Origin of the sequence: Rhodanobacter sp. B04 (assembly GCF_002001125.1) — a bacterium.
Lineage (GTDB): Bacteria > Pseudomonadota > Gammaproteobacteria > Xanthomonadales > Rhodanobacteraceae > Rhodanobacter.
The window spans coordinates 187587-205159 of sequence record NZ_MUNV01000026.1; the positions used below are offsets into that span (position 1 = coordinate 187587).

22 protein-coding genes and 1 tRNA gene are annotated in these 17573 nt (G+C 61.9%); 9 read left to right on the forward strand and 14 right to left on the reverse strand.

Annotation, left to right across the window (positions count from 1 at the left end; genetic code table 11):
• The first annotated feature begins 77 nt into the window (after positions 1 to 77).
• The 9 genes from thrS to B0E46_RS15570 all read left to right on the forward strand — a co-directional run bounded on the left by thrS (position 78) and on the right by B0E46_RS15570 (position 7715).
• Positions 78 to 1979 (forward strand): threonine--tRNA ligase, encoded by a 1902-nt coding sequence (thrS, locus tag B0E46_RS15530; RefSeq protein WP_077556645.1) that lies wholly within the window; start codon positions 78 to 80, stop codon positions 1977 to 1979.
• 44 nt (positions 1980 to 2023) lie between these two features.
• The gene (infC, locus tag B0E46_RS15535) at positions 2024 to 2551 is read left to right on the forward strand and encodes a translation initiation factor IF-3 (protein WP_077556646.1); all 528 of its coding nucleotides are present in this window, start codon (positions 2024 to 2026) and stop codon (positions 2549 to 2551) included.
• Positions 2552 to 2850: 299 nt separating this feature from the next.
• Complete coding sequence (gene rpmI / locus B0E46_RS15540) at positions 2851 to 3048, forward strand: 50S ribosomal protein L35 (RefSeq protein ID WP_038615747.1); 198 nt, start codon at positions 2851 to 2853, stop codon at positions 3046 to 3048.
• Between the two features lie 16 nt (positions 3049 to 3064).
• Positions 3065 to 3424, forward strand: coding sequence for a 50S ribosomal protein L20 (rplT, locus tag B0E46_RS15545; RefSeq protein WP_007804486.1), 360 nt, complete (start codon positions 3065 to 3067; stop codon positions 3422 to 3424).
• 109 nt (positions 3425 to 3533) lie between these two features.
• Entirely contained in the window at positions 3534 to 4529 is a 996-nt protein-coding gene (pheS, locus tag B0E46_RS15550) for a phenylalanine--tRNA ligase subunit alpha (RefSeq protein WP_077556647.1), read from the forward strand.
• Between the two features lie 22 nt (positions 4530 to 4551).
• Complete coding sequence (gene pheT / locus B0E46_RS15555; RefSeq protein ID WP_077556648.1) at positions 4552 to 6930, forward strand: phenylalanine--tRNA ligase subunit beta; 2379 nt, start codon at positions 4552 to 4554, stop codon at positions 6928 to 6930.
• A gap of 1 nt (position 6931) precedes the next feature.
• Complete coding sequence (ihfA, locus tag B0E46_RS15560; protein WP_007804491.1) at positions 6932 to 7231, forward strand: integration host factor subunit alpha; 300 nt, start codon at positions 6932 to 6934, stop codon at positions 7229 to 7231.
• The gene (locus B0E46_RS15565; RefSeq protein WP_007804493.1) at positions 7212 to 7568 is read left to right on the forward strand and encodes a MerR family transcriptional regulator; all 357 of its coding nucleotides are present in this window, start codon (positions 7212 to 7214) and stop codon (positions 7566 to 7568) included. The genes ihfA and B0E46_RS15565 overlap by 20 nt, the downstream gene beginning before the upstream one ends.
• A 70-nt stretch (positions 7569 to 7638) precedes the next feature.
• Positions 7639 to 7715 (forward strand) — tRNA-Pro (locus B0E46_RS15570).
• 70 nt (positions 7716 to 7785) lie between these two features.
• Here B0E46_RS15570 and B0E46_RS15575 read toward each other — a convergent pair.
• The 14 genes from B0E46_RS15575 to B0E46_RS15630 all read right to left on the reverse strand — a co-directional run bounded on the left by B0E46_RS15575 (position 7786) and on the right by B0E46_RS15630 (position 17386).
• Positions 7786 to 9003, reverse strand: coding sequence for a tyrosine-type recombinase/integrase (locus B0E46_RS15575; protein WP_254425180.1), 1218 nt, complete (start codon positions 9001 to 9003; stop codon positions 7786 to 7788).
• Between the two features lie 98 nt (positions 9004 to 9101).
• Positions 9102 to 9452, reverse strand: a complete 351-nt coding sequence (locus tag B0E46_RS15585; protein WP_077556929.1) for a hypothetical protein — start codon at positions 9450 to 9452, stop codon at positions 9102 to 9104.
• Entirely contained in the window at positions 9449 to 9946 is a 498-nt protein-coding gene (locus tag B0E46_RS15590; RefSeq protein WP_217316359.1) for a DUF1643 domain-containing protein, read from the reverse strand. The genes B0E46_RS15585 and B0E46_RS15590 overlap by 4 nt, the downstream gene beginning before the upstream one ends.
• A complete protein-coding gene (locus tag B0E46_RS17795) occupies positions 9939 to 10085 on the reverse strand; it encodes a hypothetical protein (protein WP_168171220.1) in 147 nt (48 codons plus the stop codon). Before B0E46_RS17795 ends, B0E46_RS15590 begins: the two co-directional genes overlap by 8 nt.
• Positions 10082 to 10312 (reverse strand): hypothetical protein, encoded by a 231-nt coding sequence (locus tag B0E46_RS17460; RefSeq protein ID WP_139350572.1) that lies wholly within the window; start codon positions 10310 to 10312, stop codon positions 10082 to 10084. Before B0E46_RS17460 ends, B0E46_RS17795 begins: the two co-directional genes overlap by 4 nt.
• The gene (locus B0E46_RS15595) at positions 10309 to 11361 is read right to left on the reverse strand and encodes a phage Gp37/Gp68 family protein (protein WP_077556652.1); all 1053 of its coding nucleotides are present in this window, start codon (positions 11359 to 11361) and stop codon (positions 10309 to 10311) included. The genes B0E46_RS17460 and B0E46_RS15595 overlap by 4 nt, the downstream gene beginning before the upstream one ends.
• The gene (locus tag B0E46_RS15600; protein WP_168171228.1) at positions 11354 to 12970 is read right to left on the reverse strand and encodes an ATP-binding protein; all 1617 of its coding nucleotides are present in this window, start codon (positions 12968 to 12970) and stop codon (positions 11354 to 11356) included. Before B0E46_RS15600 ends, B0E46_RS15595 begins: the two co-directional genes overlap by 8 nt.
• 41 nt (positions 12971 to 13011) lie before the next feature.
• On the reverse strand, positions 13012 to 13602 hold the full coding sequence (locus tag B0E46_RS17465; protein ID WP_139350573.1) for a hypothetical protein: 591 nt from the start codon (positions 13600 to 13602) through the stop codon (positions 13012 to 13014).
• Positions 13599 to 13928 (reverse strand): hypothetical protein, encoded by a 330-nt coding sequence (locus B0E46_RS15605; protein WP_077556654.1) that lies wholly within the window; start codon positions 13926 to 13928, stop codon positions 13599 to 13601. Before B0E46_RS15605 ends, B0E46_RS17465 begins: the two co-directional genes overlap by 4 nt.
• Complete coding sequence (locus B0E46_RS15610) at positions 13925 to 14254, reverse strand: hypothetical protein (RefSeq protein ID WP_077556655.1); 330 nt, start codon at positions 14252 to 14254, stop codon at positions 13925 to 13927. The genes B0E46_RS15605 and B0E46_RS15610 overlap by 4 nt, the downstream gene beginning before the upstream one ends.
• Before the next feature lie 58 nt (positions 14255 to 14312).
• On the reverse strand, positions 14313 to 15578 hold the full coding sequence (locus B0E46_RS15615; RefSeq protein ID WP_254425181.1) for an RNA-directed DNA polymerase: 1266 nt from the start codon (positions 15576 to 15578) through the stop codon (positions 14313 to 14315).
• Positions 15579 to 15664: 86 nt separating this feature from the next.
• A complete protein-coding gene (locus B0E46_RS17470) occupies positions 15665 to 16099 on the reverse strand; it encodes a four helix bundle protein (RefSeq protein ID WP_139350574.1) in 435 nt (144 codons plus the stop codon).
• Positions 16100 to 16108: 9 nt separating this feature from the next.
• Positions 16109 to 16654 carry a DUF1566 domain-containing protein gene (locus B0E46_RS15625; protein WP_077556658.1) on the reverse strand — a complete coding sequence of 182 codons (546 nt, stop codon included), beginning with the start codon at positions 16652 to 16654 and terminating at the stop codon, positions 16109 to 16111.
• Positions 16655 to 16714: 60 nt separating this feature from the next.
• Entirely contained in the window at positions 16715 to 17386 is a 672-nt protein-coding gene (locus B0E46_RS15630) for a DUF1566 domain-containing protein (protein ID WP_168171229.1), read from the reverse strand.
• Positions 17387 to 17573: the final 187 nt, after the last annotated feature.

Sequence of the window (17573 nt, forward strand, 5' to 3'; positions counted from 1 at the left end):
GCTGATACCCACGACGCCTTGTGCTTTTATTTGAAGAAGGGCGGATGCCCTTTTTTGCTTTTCAGAGAATGCTTCCCATGATTGAGATCACCCTACCCGACGGCAGCAAGCGGCCGTTCGATCATCCCGTTACCGTGCAGGACGTGGCCGCCTCGATTGGCGCCGGTCTGGCCAAGGCCACCCTGGCCGGCAGGGTTGACGGTCAGCTGGTGGATGCCAGCTTCCTGATCGAGCGCGATGCCAGCCTGCAGATCGTCACCGACAAGAGTCCCGAGGCGCTGGAAATCCTGCGCCATTCCACCGCGCACCTGATGGGGCAGGCCGTGCAGCGGCTGTATCCCGGCGCGCAGGTCACGATCGGCCCGGTGATCGACAACGGCTTCTTCTACGATTTCGCCTACGAGCGCCCGTTCACGCCCGACGACCTGCCGAAGATCGAGGCGGAGATGGAAAAGATCGTCGCCGAGCAGTTGCCGGTGACGCGCAGCGTGAAGTCGCGCGACGAGGCGGTGGCGTTCTTCCGCGGCCTGGGCGAAAACTACAAGGCCGAGATCATCGAGTCGATTCCGTCCGACGAGTCGCTGTCGCTGTATTCGCAAGGCGAATTCACCGATCTTTGCCGTGGTCCGCACGTGCCGAACACCGGCAAGCTGCGCGCGTTCAGGCTGATGAAAGTGGCTGGCGCGTACTGGCGCGGCGATTCCAACAACGCGATGCTGACCCGCATCTATGGCACGGCGTGGTTGAACGACAAGGACCTGAAGGCTTACCTGCTGCAGCTCGAAGAGGCCGAGAAGCGTGACCATCGCAAGATCGGCAAGCAGCTCGACCTGTTCCACCAGCAGGAAGAAAGCCCGGGCATGGTGTTCTGGCATCCGAACGGCTGGGCGATCTGGCAGGCGGTGGAGCAGTACATGCGCGGCGTGTACAAGCGCAGCGGCTACCAGGAAGTGCGCTGCCCGCAGGTGCTGGACGTGTCGCTGTGGAAGAAGTCAGGGCACTGGGACAACTACGCCGAGAACATGTTCTTCACCGAGTCGGAGAAGCACACTTACGCGCTGAAGCCGATGAACTGTCCCGGCCATGTGCAGGTGTTCAACACCGGCCTGCACAGCTACCGCGAGTTGCCGATCCGCTACGGCGAATTCGGTGGTTGCCACCGCAACGAGCCGTCTGGCGCGCTGCACGGCATCATGCGCGTGCGTGCGTTCACCCAGGACGACGGCCACATCTTCTGCACGGCCGAGCAAATCGAGTCGGAGGTCACTGCGTTCCACCGCCAGGCGATGCAGGTCTACGCGGATTTCGGTTTCGAGGATCTCGGCCTGAAGATCGCGCTGCGCCCGGACAAGCGCATCGGCGACGACGCGGTGTGGGATCGTGCGGAGGCGGCCTTGCGTGCGGCGTTGTCCGCCGCCGGCGTGGCCTGGGAGGAGTTGCCGGGCGAGGGTGCGTTCTACGGCCCGAAGATCGAGTACCACATGAAGGATTCGATCGGCCGCGCCTGGCAGGTCGGCACCATGCAGGTCGATTTCATGATGCCCGAGCGCCTGGGCGCCGAGTACGTGGACGAGCACTCACAGAAACAGCATCCGGTGATGCTGCACCGGGCGATCGTGGGCTCGATGGAGCGCTTCATCGGCATCCTGATCGAGCACCATGCCGGCCTGCTGCCCCCCTGGCTGGCCCCGGTACAGGCGGTGGTGCTCAATATCACCGACGCGCAGGGCGATTATGTGAGCCAGGTGACGCAAACCCTTGTCGACAAAGGTTTCCGGGTACAATCGGATTTGCGCAACGAGAAAGTCGGCTATAAAATCCGCGAACATACGATGCAGAAAGTGCCTTATCTCCTCGTGGTCGGTGACCGCGAGAAAGAGACAGGTGCGGTTTCCGTACGTACCCGTTCGGGCGAGGATCTGGGCAGCATGCCGCTGGCCGATTTCGTTGAGCGACTGGTGACCGAAACACGGCGCTGAGCGCCGAGCGGTCAGTTTCATTACTTCTTCTGGAGGATCGTGGTATCGCTACCACCGACAACAAGGGCAATCGTCGTAACCTGGAAATCCGCGTTCCGCGGGTGCGTGTAATCGGCGCGGATGCCGAGCAGCTTGGTATCCTGACCCGTGACGAGGCACTGGCCATGGCGCAGGAAGCGGGCATGGATCTGGTCGAGATCCAGCCCAACGGCGACCCGCCGGTCTGCCGCATCATGGATTACGGCAAGTTCAAGTTCGAAGCCCAGAAGAAGGCGCAGGCCGCCAAGAAGAAGCAGAAGCAGGTCGAGATCAAGGAAGTGAAGTTCCGTCCGGTCACGGACGTGGGCGACTACCAGATCAAGCTGCGCAACATGCTTCGCTTCCTCGAGGAAGGCGACAAGGTCAAGGTCACCATCCGTTTCCGCGGCCGCGAGATGTCGCATCAGGATCTAGGCCAGAACCTGGCCAAGAAGATCCAGGAAGACGTTGGCGAGAACGGCCAGATCGAGTCGTTTCCACGGCTCGAAGGGCGCCAGATGGTCATGATGATCGGCCCCAAGAAGAAGCAATAAGACTCTTTTATCCCCTCTCCTCCTGGGAGAGGGCTGGGGTGAGGGCTCAAGGCTGGCCTCAAGCCCACAAGCCCGGCTTCCGCGCAGGCCCTGCACGCTCACCTCAATCCTCTTCCAAGGGTAGAGGAGGCAATCGTCAGCATTTCGTGCTGGCATTGAGCCTAATGAACCCGTACAATCACGGGTTCGACCCGCATGGAAGGGTCGTGAACCGATCGTGGCAGGACGGAAAGTGTGGCTCGGTTCCTTCGGGAATGGTCACCGCCTGATCAGTCAGAAACCAGATACGGAGCATTCTCATGCCCAAGATCAAGACCAACCGGGCGGCGGCGAAGCGTTTTCGCAAGACCGCGTCGGGCAAGTTCAAGGCAGGCCACGCGTTCAAGTCGCACATCCTGACCAAAAAGTCGACCAAGCGTAAGCGCGGTCTCCGTGCCACCAACCACGTCAAGGCTTGCGACACCAAGGGTGTAGCACGCATGTTGCCGTACTTGTAAGGCGAGGAGATAAACCATGGCTCGTGTAAAGCGTGGCGTTACCGCCCGTCGTCGTCACAAGAAAATCATCGGTCGTGCCAAGGGCTATTACAACGCCCGCCGCAAGGTCTTCCGCGTTGCCAACCAGGCCGTCATCAAGGCCGGTCAGTACGCCTATATCGGCCGCAAGCAGCGCAAGCGCCAGTTCCGCGCCCTGTGGATCGTCCGTATCAACGCCGCTGCGCGCATGTTCGGCCTGTCCTACAGCCGCCTGATCAATGGCCTGAGCAAGGCCGGGATCACGGTTGACCGCAAGGTGCTGGCCGACATCGCCGTGCACGACATCAAGGCGTTTGGCGTGATTGCCGAGAAAGCGAAGGCCAGTCTGGCCGCTTGATCGTCGGACGCTCCTGCGTCAGCGCGATATGATGTAAAGCAAGCGGGGAGGAGGCCATGGTCTCCTCCCCGTTTTCGTTTCTGTGGATCCTCAAGCCGGAATCGCATCGATGGATGATCTGGACAGCCGCGCCACGCAGGCGCTGGCCGAAATAGACAAGGCCGACACGCTGGAGGCGCTTGATGCACTGCGCGTCAGCCTGCTGGGCAAGAGCGGTATTGTCACCGCTGCGCTGAAGGCGCTGGGTGCGTTGGCGCCGGACGAGCGCAAGGCGCGCGGTGCCGAGGTGAACCGGGTCAAGGATCGCCTCGCCGATGCACTGGCTGCCCGCAAGCAGGTGCTGGAGCAGGCCGAGCTGGATCGTCGCCTCGCCTCCGAGAAGCTCGACATCAGCCTGCCCGGACGCGATGGCGAACGCGGTGGCATCCATCCGATCACGCGTGCGCTGGAGCGCATCGCGGCGATCTTCGCGCGGCTCGGTTATCAGCGTGCCGACGGTCCGGAGATCGAGGACGACTGGCACAATTTCGAGGCGCTGAATTTCCCGCCGCACCATCCGGCGCGCGCCATGCACGACACCTTCTACTTCGGCGACGGACGGCTGCTGCGCACGCATACCTCGCCGGTGCAGATCCGCTCGATGATCGGTCGGCAGCCGCCGATCCGCATCATCGCGCCGGGCAAGGTCTACCGCAGCGATTCGGACCAGACCCACTCGCCGATGTTCCACCAGATCGAGGGTTTGCTGGTCGACGAAACGTCCAGCTTCGCCGATCTCAAGGGCACGTTGTCCGAATTCATCCGCGCGTTCTTCGAGCGCGATTTCGAGATGCGTTTCCGCCCCAGCTATTTCCCCTTTACCGAGCCCTCGGCCGAAGTGGACATTCGCTGGGACGCCGAAGACGGTTCCACCCGTTGGCTGGAGGTGCTCGGCTGCGGCATGGTGCACCCGACCGTGCTGGCCAACTGCGGCATCGATCCGGAGCGCTATACAGGTTTCGCCTTCGGTCTCGGTGTGGAGCGCTTTGCGATGTTGCGTTACGGCGTCTCCGATCTGCGCGCGTTCTTCGAGAACGACCTGCGCTTCCTGAAGCAATTCGCGTAACTGCCGGGTAGGAAACGACACGATGAAATTTTCCGAGAACTGGCTGCGCGAGCTGGTCGAGATCAAGGCCGATCGCGCCGCACTGGCCCATGCGCTGACCATGGCTGGGCTGGAAGTGGAGGAACTGACCGTGCTGGGCGAAGGCCTGGCCGGCGTGGTGGTGGCCGAGATCGTCGCCGCCGAGAAGCATCCCGAAGCCGATCGACTGCAGGTGTGCAAGGTGGACGCGGGGCAGGGCGAGTTGCTGCAGATCGTCTGTGGCGCGCCGAATGCGCGCGTCGGCATCAAGGTGCCGCTGGCCATGGTGGGTGCGACCCTGCCGGGTGGCATGTCGATCAAGGCGGCCAAGCTGCGTGGCGTGGAATCGTTCGGCATGCTCTGTTCGGCCAAGGAGCTGGGCATCGACGCCGATGCTTCCGGCCTGCTTGAGCTGCCGCTGGATGCACCGGCAGGTCAGTCGCTCGCTGAATATCTGGGCTTGCCCGACGCCAGCATCGAGCTGAAGCTGACGCCGAACCGTCCCGACTGCCTTGGCCTGGTGGGGCTGGCGCACGATGTCGCAGCGCTGTTTGGCAGCGCAGTGAAAGTGCCGGCACAGGCTGCTGCGGCAGTTACCGGCGCAGCACGCCGTGGCATCCGGCTCGAAGCCGGCAAGGATGCGCCGCGCTATCTGGGCCGCATCGTCGAGGGTGCCGACCCATCCGCACGGACCCCGCTGTGGCTGGCCGAGCGCCTGCGCCGTTCCGGCCTGCGCCCGATCAGTGCGGTGGTCGACATCACCAACTACGTGATGTTGGAACTGGGCCAGCCGCTGCATGCATTCGACAACGACACGCTGCAGGGCGACATCGTGGTGCGTCATGCGCACCCTGGCGAAACACTGAAGTTGCTCGATGGATCGAGCGCAAAACTCGATGCCGGCTTCGTGTTGATCGCCGACGAACACAAGTCGCTCGCGGTGGCCGGCGTGATGGGTGGCTACGACTCGCGTGTCGCCGATGGCACCCGCAACATCTTCCTGGAATCCGCACACTTCGCACCGGCCGCGATCATGGGGCGTGCACGCAAGCTCGGCATGCACACCGATGCCTCGCACCGCTTCGAGCGCGGGGTCGATCCCGAATTGCCGCGTCGTGCGCTGGAACGTGCCACCGAGCTGTTGCTGTCGATTGCCGGCGGCGATGCCGGCCCGGTGCTGGTCGCCGAGAATCTGGCTGACCTGCCAAAACCGGCCACCGTGGTGCTGCGCCGGGCACGCCTCAGGCGCGTGCTGGGCGTGGATGTTGCCGATGCCGAAGTGGCGCGCATTTTCACGGCGCTGGGCATGCGGGTCGAGGTGCATGCCGAGGGTTGGCAGATCACCGCGCCCAGCAGCCGCTTCGACATCGAGCGCGAGGAAGACCTCGTCGAGGAAGTGGCGCGGATCTTCGGCTACGACAACATTCCCACGCATTCGCCGGCCGGTGCGCTGGCACTGGCGATCGAGCCGGAAGCGCGTATCAACGAGCTGGCGCTGCGCGAGCAACTGGCCGCTCGGGGCTATTACGAAGCGGTGAACCTGTCCTTCGTTCCCGCCGAGCTGCTGGCGCGCTGGGGCTTCACCGAACGACTGGTGCCGCTGGCCAATCCGCTGTCCGCCGATCTGGCGATCATGCGTCCGTCACTGCTGCCGGGCCTGATCGAGGCGTTGCGGCATAACCGTGCGCGCCAGCAGGAGCGCGTGCGCTTGTTCGAGGTGGCCCGGGTATTTGCGGCGGGCGATCCGCCGGTGGAGACCCCGAGCCTGGCCATCGTTGCCTGCGGCAACGCGCATGGCGAACAATGGGGCGAGCCGTCCCGTCAGTTCGACTTCCACGATCTCAAGGGTGATCTGGATGCCCTGATTGCCTGGGGCGGTGAGCCGCAGCGCTGGTCGGTGCATGCCGACGACCTGCCGCCCTGGCTGCATCCGGGCCGTGGCGCACGAGTGGCGCGCGATGGCGAAACCGTCGGTTACCTCGGTGCGTTGCATCCGCAGCTGGCCAAAGTGCTGGATCTCGGCGCCGACGTGCACGTGCTGGAAATGGCGCTGGAGCCGCTGTTGGCACGCCGCCTGCCATTGGCACAGCCGGTTCCGCGATTTCCTGCGGTGCGCCGGGACATTGCGATGGATCTGCCGGAAGAGATCAGCTGGTCACAGATTGAGCAGGCGGTTCGCGGCAGTCTCGGCACGCGGCTGCAGGAATTGCGGCTGTTCGACCGCTACAGTGGCAAAGGGGTCGAAGCAGGCCGAAAAAGTCTCGCTATGGGCTTGATTTTACAGGACGCTTCACGCACGCTTACTGACGACGACGCGGACCGCTGCGTACGTGAAGCGATCGCTGTGTTGGAGCAGACATGCAAGGCAAAGCTGCGAGGATGAGATGGCGCTGACCAAGGCGGAAATGGCCGAGCGGCTTTTCCTCGATGTGGGCCTCAACAAGCGTGAGGCGAAAGAATTCGTGGACGCCTATTTCGAGGTCGTCCGTGGGGCGCTGGAAAACGGCGAGCAGGTGAAGTTGTCCGGTTTCGGCAATTTCGATCTGCGACTGAAGAACCAGCGACCGGGACGCAACCCGAAAACCGGCGAGGAGATTCCGATCTCCGCGCGCCGTGTGGTGACGTTCCGGCCGGGGCAGAAACTCAAGGTGAGAGTCGAGGGTTATGCTGGATCAAGGGAATAACACCGAACTGCCCGCCATCCCGGCCAAGCGCTACTTCACCATTGGTGAGGTGGGTGAGCTTTGCGGTGTGAAGCCTCATGTGCTGCGTTACTGGGAGCAGGAATTTCCTGCGCTCAACCCGGTCAAGCGCCGCGGCAACCGCCGCTATTACCAGCGCCATGACGTGCTGATGATCCGGCAGATCCGTTCGCTGCTGTACGACGAGGGTTTCACCATCACCGGTGCGCGTGCGCGGCTGGAAGGCCCGCAGGCACGGATGGAGGCGAGCATGTCGCACCAGATCGTGCGCCAGGTGCGGATGGAGCTGGAGGAAGTGCTGACCCTGCTGCGTCGCTGAGTCTGCATAATCGTCGATGGCTTCCGGCATGGCCCGGTGAGCTGTTAGACTAGTCGTCTTGCCGAACAGTCGGGGCGTAGCGCAGCCTGGTAGCGCATCTGCCTGGGGGGCAGAGGGTCGTGGGTTCGAATCCCGCCGTCCCGACCAATTCGCAAGAAGATTCAACAAGTTACGCGCGTAAAAATCGGCAACTTTTCGCCGTATCCATTAAACCTCCCTATTTCCTCCCTATAGGGCTGAGCTGGATACCGGTTCGCACCTCGGTCCATGGCACTTCGTGACCTTCCAGATAGTGCTCGGTCATGCTCGGGCTGGTGTGCGTCATCAGCGCCTGAACCTCGGCCACTGACCATCCAGCCTCGCGCAGCTGTGCGCCGCCAAGACTGCGGATCTCATGGAACGTCGGCGGATTGTCGCTCACGATTCCGGCCGCCTCTCGCGCATCAGCAAACTCCCTTGACAACTGTTCCGGCATCACCTGGGTGTGGTGCTCGCGTTTCTTCGCTCGCTGGTCGCGTGGTCGCGCCTTTTCGGGCAGCCGGTGGATCAGGTAGGGCGACAGCACGTCATTGCGGCAGCGGGCCACTACGTCAGCCAGCGAGCCATCGAGCGCGATCTTCACTCGCGCACCGGTGCTGTTTTCCGTCTTGCCGGGAATCGCCCACAGCGCGCCGTCATGCACGTCGGCGAACTGGATTGACACCACGTCCTCACGGCGCAGCAGCGTCAGCAGGCTGACGTCCATCGCGTTCTGCAGCCACGAGGGAGCCTGCAGCCAGATCGCGTCATAGACGTCCTTGGTGAGCCTTTCCCGCTGGCGCTTGTAGCTGGTCTTCCGGGTCTGCATCGCTGGGTTCGACTCAATCCAGCCTTCCTCCACGGCGCACGCGAAGATCCACGTCAGCGCGAGCCGGAACTGCTGGCGCGATCGCGGTGATTCGGTGACCTCGCGTATGAAGGTGGCGCAATCGCGCACGGTGAAGCCGACCATCTGCCGCGTGCCGATCTTCCTGTCGATGCGATCGATGACGCTTTTGTACAGCTCTGCGGTTTTCGGCGCCCAGTTCCGGCCCGGCATGTCGGCGGTGCGAAAGACCCCGATGGCATCGGTGATCGTTTCCGACTTTCCGGCCACGCGACTAACCAGATTGTTGCCCGGGGATAGCAGCCCATTGAGCGTCCGCGCCGCGGCGAAGGCCTTGGCCTGATCTTTGCCCATCCATGAATCTTTCCGCGTGACGGGATTGCGGTATTTGAACCCGTCTTTGCAGGTATACAGATTCGCCGGCCAACCTGCCCGGCCACTGGTGCGCGCTCGTCCCATCATCGGAAGATTACCCCGCTTGCAGGACGCGTTGCACCAGGTCGTCACCTTCGGCTGACCAAGCATCGTCGTCGATGAACCAGCTTCCGCCGATTTTCTTTGATGGAACAATGCCTTCCTGCATCCATCGGCGGAGGGTAGTTTCCGGTGGCGCACTGCCTTCAACGAAGGTTTTCTCGGCCCAGGCGCGGGGGGTCATGAGTTTCATTTCATTTTCCCCTCAACTTGGTTTGCTCTGAACGCCATTCTTTCCAACTTGGATCTGTCTGCTTATGGTGAATCCACTCAGCAGTATCAGGGGTTGGCGTGAAAGGTTTTTTGATGCGCGGATAGCACTGCGAGCACAAGTTGAATGGAAGTCGGTCAGATTCTGGATGGCGCATGTGCTCGCTAAAGAAGTACAGGCCGCACCCACGATCACCGCCATAGGGTTCGTCGCCGCACACATATGAAAGTCCGCGATCAATCTCTGCCGTGCAACCAGAGTGATCGCAAATCGATGGCACGCCATAGCCAATGTCACGCTTCCAGCGTTCGTCATAGCCGACTGCCCAGCTCATGGCGTCACCCAAAGGGTAGGACGCGTGTTGTCCTTCACGTACAGCGGATGCTTCGGGCTGCCGTCCTTGTTGAGCTGCAGATAGTGCACGTGCGTACCAACCAGCGATTGCCTTACCTGCGTAGCCTGGTTGAGATATGAACCGTCCTTGCCCCATGCGCAAACCACCAAATCGGCAGCTGATACCGCGTCCATGATCCGGGAAAGGTTGTATTGACCGATCGGCGAACCTGCGGCCTTCATGTCTTCCGGTGAAGTGGCACGCCACGCAAACAGATTGACCACGTGCAGCCAGTCGTAGCCCCAAGCCTTCGCAAACTTCATGCATTTGCGAATCGTTTGATCATCGACTTCAGCGTCCGCGGTACTCGGATTTAGCATGATGAAAAGGCAGGTGAGGGCACCTTCCTGCTGCAACTGGCGGCGCAATAGGTACCGGTAACGGCCGCATGGGGACAATACCGCTGACCGATCCAAAGCGAATAGATCAGCCACGAGCCTTCTCCCTGAGCACTTTCTTCCGCTGGTCTGCGCAGGCCTGGCATACCTTGCGCCCACGGATGATCACCGGCTTGCGACCTTCGAGGATGGCGCGCACCATCGGCGCGGAGAAAAGGATAGGTCGTTCTTTCATGCTTGCGGCTCCGTTTCATGGCCAGGGCAGCCGGTCTTGTAGTCGAAGCCTTGGCATACCGGCCCGAGCGGAATTACCTCATGGCCAGCGGCGACATGGTCGAGCAGCACGTCGCGCGCTCGATCAGCGGACAAGCGGCGACCGTCTGAGTGGCGGAACATTGCACCGAGCTGTCGCTGCGTCATCTTGAGCGCGCCGCGGACGTCCATGCAGCAGTGAACAATCATGGCTGCACCAGCGGGTAGGCGTTGTGTTCCACGCCGTCGAGCAGGCGCCCTGCGCCTTTCTTGCCGATCTTAATCATGTCGGCCGGCTTCACGCCTGGCGGGTGAAAGACGGTGGCCTTCTGCATCGGATAGGGATCGCCTGGCGCGAAATCATAAATTTTGTAGGGCGCGAACTCTCCCCACTGCTTGAAGAAGAACGGCACGCGGGCGCTGGCGCATTGGTCACGCAGCGATCGCGCCCAGTCGGGATGCATTGGTCGTGCGCCAAGACCTGACTCGCCCCCGGTAACAACCCAGTGCAGTCTTCCATTGATACCGGTGCGGTCACTGAATATGCCGTCCGCGCCCGGCGCGTAACGACTTTGAAGATGATTCTTCAGATTGAGCGGCCCAAGCAGCGGTTCGCACGACAGCCATCGCACACCTGCAGGGCATTGCAACAGCAGCGGGATACGTTCGTCAGCGGTCGCCTGGTTCTCTACGCTGACGCCGCACCAGATGTGAGAACGGATATGCATTGCATCTTGCTGCGCCCACTTCGCCGCGGGGCTGTTTTGCATCGCTTCGGTCGGGCAAAGTTTGAATCGCTCAGCATGAGCTTTCTTTTTGGCTAGTCGTTCGGTGACATACGCCAACATGCGCTCAGGCCGTTTGGTGAGGATCTGAAACGTGTGCGTGCCACGGAATGTCCAGCGCCGGGTTCCTGGATTCCAGGAAGTGTCGTTGCAGCGCTCCATCACCTCGAATATCTGGTCGATCCACTCGTCGGGTACCGACTCGTGGAACAAGTCGGACATGCTGTTGACGAAGATCCGGCGCGGCTTCCTCCAGCGCAACGGCTGGTCGAGCACTTCGGGAATGAAGCGCACCTTTCCGTTCCAGCCCTTGGTGACCGGATGGATCAACCCTTCATACGGCAAACCTGGTCCGCTGAACCGTGCGGCTACCCGTTCGGCATAGCAGTGTTGGCATCCGGAAGACACGCGAGAACAACCACGCAGAGGGTTCCACGTGGCATCGGTCCACTCGATGGCGCTGTGATCAGACATTGGACCGCTCCGGAAACAGGATGTCGTTGGCACGGCAGTGGCTACCTTCGTCGGTCATCAGACCGTTGCGCCGCAGGTCCGACAGGTAGGTGTTGAAGGTGCCACCGCTGGCGGTCATGCCGACGGCTTCGGCGATGTCTCGGCGAGCAATGCCACGCGACCCGGCGGCCACGATAGTTTCAAGCATGGTGAAGGCACCGGCTCGCAACGCACCGCGCCACATAGCCATGACATCAGCATGGGTGGTCGGCTTGCTGGGCAGCTTGTCGCCGAGCGAGAGGATGCCAGCTTCGGACGCGAACAGCAGACTGCTACGCTCCACCAGGTAGCCTGCGCGGCGCAGATCGGAGAGATACGTGTTGAACGTGCCGCCCTTGTGGCTGAACTTGGTGAGCGCCCCCACTTGCGGTTTGGAGTAGCCGGCCGGCGATCGCGCGGCAAGCTCCTGCAGGATGCGCACGGCGCCGGCCCGAAGGCCGGATACGGTCGATGCTATCGGTGAGGTCCGAATCTCGCGAGTTGGCTTCACGAGATCGGCGAGATCGCGCGCGTCCAACTTTATATCGCCCGACAACATGGTCTTTGGCAACACCAAGTCAGCCAGCTGCTGTATCAGTCGCTGCGCCTTCTTGAACTCTGGCGGGATCACGATGGTGGCGGCCACTGCCGCCTCAACGCGGCACTGCACGTCCACTTCTGTCATGCCGCTGGCGCTCGGTGCGCCGGCTCGCCTTTCTGCTCCGCGAAGCTGACGGGTTAGCGTCGCAACCTGAGTTTGCAGATCCTCGACGGTGCGTGCTTCGATGTCCGCATCCTTCTGTAGGTCGGCCAGCTTGGCGAGCGAGGCGCGCACCTTGGCCGACGCTGGCGGGGGCGCCTGCATCAGGCGCTGACCAGCTTTCGGGTGACTGGTGCTGACCGCTGCCACGGTGACCAGGGTGGGTTCCGGATGCAGAGCCGGACCGAAGGCGAAGAACGAACCGGCCGGCATCGCGCGCAGGGCGGTCAGGGCTTCGCGGCTGACCATGCCCAGTTCATCCGCCGCGCGCTTCACGTCGACGTCCAGCCCGGTGCGGCCGATCAGCTTGTTGAGCAGTTCGGCCGCGGTGTCCTTGTGCAGTTTCGATAGGCGCTGGGTGGCGGCGACCAGGCATAGACCGCGCTTGCGGCCGCGAGTGGCGATGTCTATCACGGCGCTGGCCGCCTCGGCGCTGCCGGTCTGCGGGCAAAAGATATGCGCCTCGTCCAGCACCACCATGACGGGATGCCACAGTTTGCGCGGCGCGTTGACCAGCGCATCGAGGAACCTGCGCACGAACTGCTGGCGCTCATGCGCCTTGAGGTCGTAGATGTCGAGCACGGCGCTCACGCCGGATTCCAGCAAGCGCCTGGCCAGCAGCGCGGCAGTCTGTGGTGTGGCCACGGCGTCGGCATCGTGCGGCGCGGCGATGATGTAGTCGAACTTTTCGCGCAGGGTGGCGAACTCGCCCTCCGGATCGATGATCAGCTGCTGGACCAGCGGCGCAGTCTGTTCGAGGATCCGGCGCAGCGTGTAGCTCTTGCCGCCGCCGCTGTTGGCCTGCACCAGAAGTCTGGTTTCCAGCAGCACGGGCAGGTCGATGACGTGGCCGGTGGCAAGGTTGGGGATAGTCATGCGGTTGCTCCGACGCGAATGCCATCGATCAGGGAAAGCTCGATAGACATGTCGGGCGCGCATTTGACGTCACGTTTTCGCACCACGGCTTTCATGGTTGCGACATCGAGCGACTTCCACGGCTCAAGGAACATCGCTATCCGTGCAGCTGCTGTGCCGGGCGAAACAATCAAATCTTCGAACCGCAGATCAAGCGTGTTCCGGCCGGCGAAGGTTCCACGAGCTGTGGCCCGATCAAGTGCGAGCTGTTTCATGCATCGGCGTTGTGCGCTGCGATTGTTGAAGCCGTATCCGAGCATTTCCACGAACTTGCATTGAGACTTGGCCTGCTGTTCTGGATCGCGATCCAGCCAGATCACTGCGGTGAGTGCAGACCGCGGAATACCTACACGCTGCGGATCGAGAATCTTCACCGCTTTTCCAGCCTGTTCAGAAAACCACGCCGGCTCAACGCGGTGCTGAGTAGCAGCGTCTTCGAAGGCTGGCGCTTCGCCAACACATGGAAAGCCAGCAGCATGGAGCATCTGCATAGTCAGGCTTGTCCCACAGCGGCCCAGTCCAGCCACCACAACCACGTAAGGCATCATGCTGAAAGCGCCTCAGCAAGGGTCGGTGGCATCAGTTCGCCGTTGGATAGCGGCGGTAGGATCTGGACGAGAAAGGGCTCGCTCGGCTTGCGTCGCAGAAGGCTGCGCGCGTCCAGGTAGAAAATGGCCTGGGCGACAGCCTCGCGTTCGAAGTCATCACGGATCACGGTACTGAGGTCGTGCCATCGGTGCGCAGGCGTCATGAAGCTGGATTCCACTGGCGCGTCCACCCGGTCGTCACGCCACTGCGTGAACGATTCGATATCGGCCCGTGATGTCGCATAGGCGATCTGGTGGGCGAGGGTATTGAGTTCGGTGCGGGTCATAGCAGCGGGCTCCATGGATCAATGGCTGGATCAGCGCTGCCGAAAGAGTCGGCAAGGCGCGGGCGTCGCTTCGGTGATGCGTAGACGTGGCAGGTCCAGTCGACCGGGTCGACCGGCTTCTCGTCTAGCCTCTGGACGGCCACGGAATAGCGGCAGGTCGCACCATTCGGCAGCGGCATGCGGTTGCGGATCACCCGCACGCTTCGCACGCGCGCGTAGCTGACGCGACCGCCTGGCGTGACGTGGCGCACGAGGTGGCCAGGCTCGGGCGAGCCTTCGCCAGACCAGTCGATTCGCCAGCGCGCATGGCCGCGTCGAATGAGCATCAGGCTTGCGCCTTGTACATGGCTTCGACGTCACTGGTGCCACTGAAGGTTTCACGGATCATGATTGGCGCACTCGAATGGATACGGGTTGCCCTTCCAGCTGGAAGGTGTAGCGGCGCCGTGTAGATGTGAGGTTGTCTAGCCAAGGGTGACTCGCCAGAATGCGTTGGGTCAGGCGGTAGCTATCGGCGTGACGCAGGTGACCTTGATAGCTTGCCCAGCAAGAGTTCAGCTGGCGCAGTTGCTCGGGTGTAGCGATCGCTTCGCGACCATGGATGTGATCCTGCTTCCAGGCCAGCAGCTTCTGTTTGGCATGCTGCAGAACACGTGCACGAACGCGGGTGTGCGTGGGGAACACAACGTAGCCAAGGAAGTCGCAGCCTGCGCTCAGTGGGCGAAGGCGGATATCTGCTTTCAGCTTCAGGTGCAGACGATCGGCAAGGAACTGCTCGATCTGGATCTGCCAGCGTTCAAGTTGGGCGCGATCACGATGGACCAGCACGAAATCGTCGACGTAGCGCAAATATCGCTCGGCTTTCAACTCGTGCTTCACGAACTGGTCGAACGCGTCCATGTAGACGTTCGCGAAGAACTGCGAAGGTAGGTTGCCGATCGGTAGGCCGCAATCCGGCGCGGAGTTCTCTAACCGCTTATGGCGTGGCACAAGAAGAAGGTCATCGGCAGATTCGAGGTGCAGAACGCCACGCTGCTCGACGTGCTTGGCGAGCAACGCATGTACCACCTGCATGGTCATATCGCTCGCGCCGGAGCGCTCCAGGCGCTTCTTGAGCATCGCCCACAAGACGCGGCGATTGATCGAATAAAAGAAGTTGTGGATGTCGAGCTGCAGATACCAGCCGCCGCCTTGGCCGCTGGCGACCTGGCGGATGAACTGACCAAGGCGCCGGACCGCTGCATGCGTTCCTTTGCCTCGCCGATTCGCATAGCTGTCGTGAATGAATGTCGGCTCGTAGACCGCTTCCACCTTCGGCACGACGAGGTGGTGAACCACCATGTCACCGAACCCGGGTGCATGAATCTGTCTGGCTTTTGGCTGAGTGGCGATGAAGCTGGTAGACCGACCTGGCTGCCAGGTGCGGGTATTCAGCGCCTTCTGGATCCCGATCAGGTTTTCCATCCAGCGCAGCTCGAACTTCAGTTGATCGACGTTCGGCTTTTTCTTTCGACGTGCCGTGCGCATGCAGTCGTAGAGCATGCGCACGCTGACCTCACCCTGACACTCACTGGCCGGCGCCGCGCGCCGCACCGGCCGCGCCCGCAGCTGGTTGTTGGCGTTGTTGTTGTTCACGTTGCCGTTGTTCATGTTGACGTAGAAGAAAGAGCGGGACGAACCCGCGTCCCCGCGCGCTTGCGATCCAACCACGCATCCATTCGGGTAGCAGGGCATCGTCATCGATTGGCCTCATATCGCGAGGCGGCGCGGGTACTCAGTGTCATGGCACGCTGTCCAGGCGCTGACGCCTGGACACTCTGGCCTTTCGGGTGAAAATCACGGTGCCATCCACCAACCTGCTTGCCAAGTTGGATGGCCGAACGCATCAGAGCCTCGAACTGACCGAAGCTGCTGAACTGTTGAAGCCGCTGACCAAGCTGCAGCCGCTGTTTCAGATCGTCCACCTGGTCAACCAGCTCTCCCAGCAGTTCAGCGCGCTTCTCTGGCTTGCGCGCCGCACTATTGGCGGTGGTGAGCACCTTCCAGGCATCGGTAGATAGACTCGTGCCGAAGCTGTAACGGTGCGCCCGCGAGAACTTCGAGACAGCTTGCTCAATGTCACGAGCAAGCGTCTCAGCCAGACGCACGGCAGGTGGTAGATGGAAGGTCATGTCAGGCTGTTATTGACCAATAACCAAGCACTGACTGGCCGGCGCCGCGCGCCGCACCGGCCGCGCCCGCAGCTGGAAGTCGGCGCTGCCGTAGCTCACGCTGCCGAGGTGCACGCTGACGTAGAAGAAAGAGCGGGACGAACCCGCTTCATTCAGCGACCATTTTGTCTGCTGACGTGTCCAGTAACCTCCCGATACTGCATCGGGATATAGGCTCAGATCGGCCGCCGGATCCTCACAGGTGTAATCGACCGAATGCACGCCTTCGGGTACATCAGGCAGCTGCCAATCGCCGTAACCGGCGAACGAAAGAGCGCCGGCCAGCTTCGCCGCATCATCGGGAAGCAGGCGCACATCAAAGCCAGGCGCACGCACCGATTCCATCAGTCCGGTGAGCGGGTCATAGACCAACGCATGATCGATGGAATCCGCCGGCAGATGGATGTGATCGCTGCTGAGCTTAGCCAGGCCCTTGTAGAGCTGGCTGGGGAAGATCACCAGGCCGTCAGGCGTGGTGACACTGGGTGGCACTGGCGTGCCGGCTGCGTCGTTCATGGTTGACTCCACAGGAATGGGAAAGGGAGGGCGCTTTGCGCCCTCCGGACAGAGAAACAATTACTGACTGGCCGGCGCCGCGCGCCGCACCGGCCGCGCCCGCAGCTGGCTGTCGGCGCCGTAGCTGTACACGAAGCCGTCGTACATGCTGACGTAGAAGAAAGAGCGGGACGAACCCGCTTTTCCCTTCGACCAAGCCGTCTGTGTAGACGTCCAAACGGCTTCGCCTTTCGTTTCGAAGATCGGCGGCAGACATGGGCCATGGCGATCAAGATCGAGGATCGTCAGCTGTTCATAGCGGTCAGGCAGGTACCAGTCGGAATAGCCGCCGAGCTTGAAATTCGAACAGGCCTTCGATGACGCATCCCACTCCAGCTCGTCGATTTCCTTCTGCGACCACATCAGTCCGGTCACAGGGTCATAGACGATGCCGCTTCCAGGTTCGGACGTGAAGCGATTGGGATCGGGCTTCAGCAGTGCGCGGATCTGGCTGGCGACCGACTGCACCGTCAACGGCGCGAACGAAGCCGCATCGAAAGGCGCTGCCAATGTGATGTATGCCTTCTCGATCAGTATCTGTGGTGCGGTCGATTTGCTCACTGGGTTACCTCGTTGTGGTGAGTGAAGTACGGCGGTGTACGGGCTTGAGTACCGAATCAGTGAAGGCTTGGGCACCCGGTTGGTGACGTTGTTCGGCTCCCTCGCAGGTCCGCCGTGACCAACCGCTTCCATCGCATCAGCGCACGTCCTTCCGTGCTGCACTGCTGTACATGGAGCGAGCCGGTACCGGTGCTTGTCCCAACCCGGTACCCGACAACCGGAACGCGTTACTCCACGCATCCGGCCCGCTCCATGTGCCCTGTGCTACTCGACAGGGCGGCGAGGAAGCCTTACGTGCTTCGTTGGTCGGGCAGCATTT

What these genes read in the sequence shown, in the direction of transcription:
- B0E46_RS17795 (WP_168171220.1), bottom strand. Translation starts at nt 10,085, where the DNA reads ATGAAAGAACGACCTATCCTTTTCTCCGCGCCGATGGTGCGCGCCATC.
- rpmI (WP_038615747.1), top strand. Translation starts at nt 2,851, where the DNA reads ATGCCCAAGATCAAGACCAACCGGGCGGCGGCGAAGCGTTTTCGCAAG.
- thrS (WP_077556645.1), top strand. Translation starts at nt 78, where the DNA reads ATGATTGAGATCACCCTACCCGACGGCAGCAAGCGGCCGTTCGATCAT.
- pheS (WP_077556647.1), top strand. Translation starts at nt 3,534, where the DNA reads ATGGATGATCTGGACAGCCGCGCCACGCAGGCGCTGGCCGAAATAGAC.
- B0E46_RS15565 (WP_007804493.1), top strand. Translation starts at nt 7,212, where the DNA reads ATGCTGGATCAAGGGAATAACACCGAACTGCCCGCCATCCCGGCCAAG.
- B0E46_RS17470 (WP_139350574.1), bottom strand. Translation starts at nt 16,099, where the DNA reads ATGACCTTCCATCTACCACCTGCCGTGCGTCTGGCTGAGACGCTTGCT.
- B0E46_RS15625 (WP_077556658.1), bottom strand. Translation starts at nt 16,654, where the DNA reads ATGAACGACGCAGCCGGCACGCCAGTGCCACCCAGTGTCACCACGCCT.
- B0E46_RS15605 (WP_077556654.1), bottom strand. Translation starts at nt 13,928, where the DNA reads ATGACCCGCACCGAACTCAATACCCTCGCCCACCAGATCGCCTATGCG.
- B0E46_RS15595 (WP_077556652.1), bottom strand. Translation starts at nt 11,361, where the DNA reads ATGTCTGATCACAGCGCCATCGAGTGGACCGATGCCACGTGGAACCCT.
- B0E46_RS17460 (WP_139350572.1), bottom strand. Translation starts at nt 10,312, where the DNA reads ATGATTGTTCACTGCTGCATGGACGTCCGCGGCGCGCTCAAGATGACG.
- B0E46_RS17465 (WP_139350573.1), bottom strand. Translation starts at nt 13,602, where the DNA reads ATGATGCCTTACGTGGTTGTGGTGGCTGGACTGGGCCGCTGTGGGACA.
- B0E46_RS15630 (WP_168171229.1), bottom strand. Translation starts at nt 17,386, where the DNA reads ATGGAAGCGGTTGGTCACGGCGGACCTGCGAGGGAGCCGAACAACGTC.
- B0E46_RS15615 (WP_254425181.1), bottom strand. Translation starts at nt 15,578, where the DNA reads ATGAACAACGGCAACGTGAACAACAACAACGCCAACAACCAGCTGCGG.
- B0E46_RS15585 (WP_077556929.1), bottom strand. Translation starts at nt 9,452, where the DNA reads ATGAGCTGGGCAGTCGGCTATGACGAACGCTGGAAGCGTGACATTGGC.
- rplT (WP_007804486.1), top strand. Translation starts at nt 3,065, where the DNA reads ATGGCTCGTGTAAAGCGTGGCGTTACCGCCCGTCGTCGTCACAAGAAA.
- B0E46_RS15610 (WP_077556655.1), bottom strand. Translation starts at nt 14,254, where the DNA reads ATGCTCATTCGACGCGGCCATGCGCGCTGGCGAATCGACTGGTCTGGC.
- ihfA (WP_007804491.1), top strand. Translation starts at nt 6,932, where the DNA reads ATGGCGCTGACCAAGGCGGAAATGGCCGAGCGGCTTTTCCTCGATGTG.
- pheT (WP_077556648.1), top strand. Translation starts at nt 4,552, where the DNA reads ATGAAATTTTCCGAGAACTGGCTGCGCGAGCTGGTCGAGATCAAGGCC.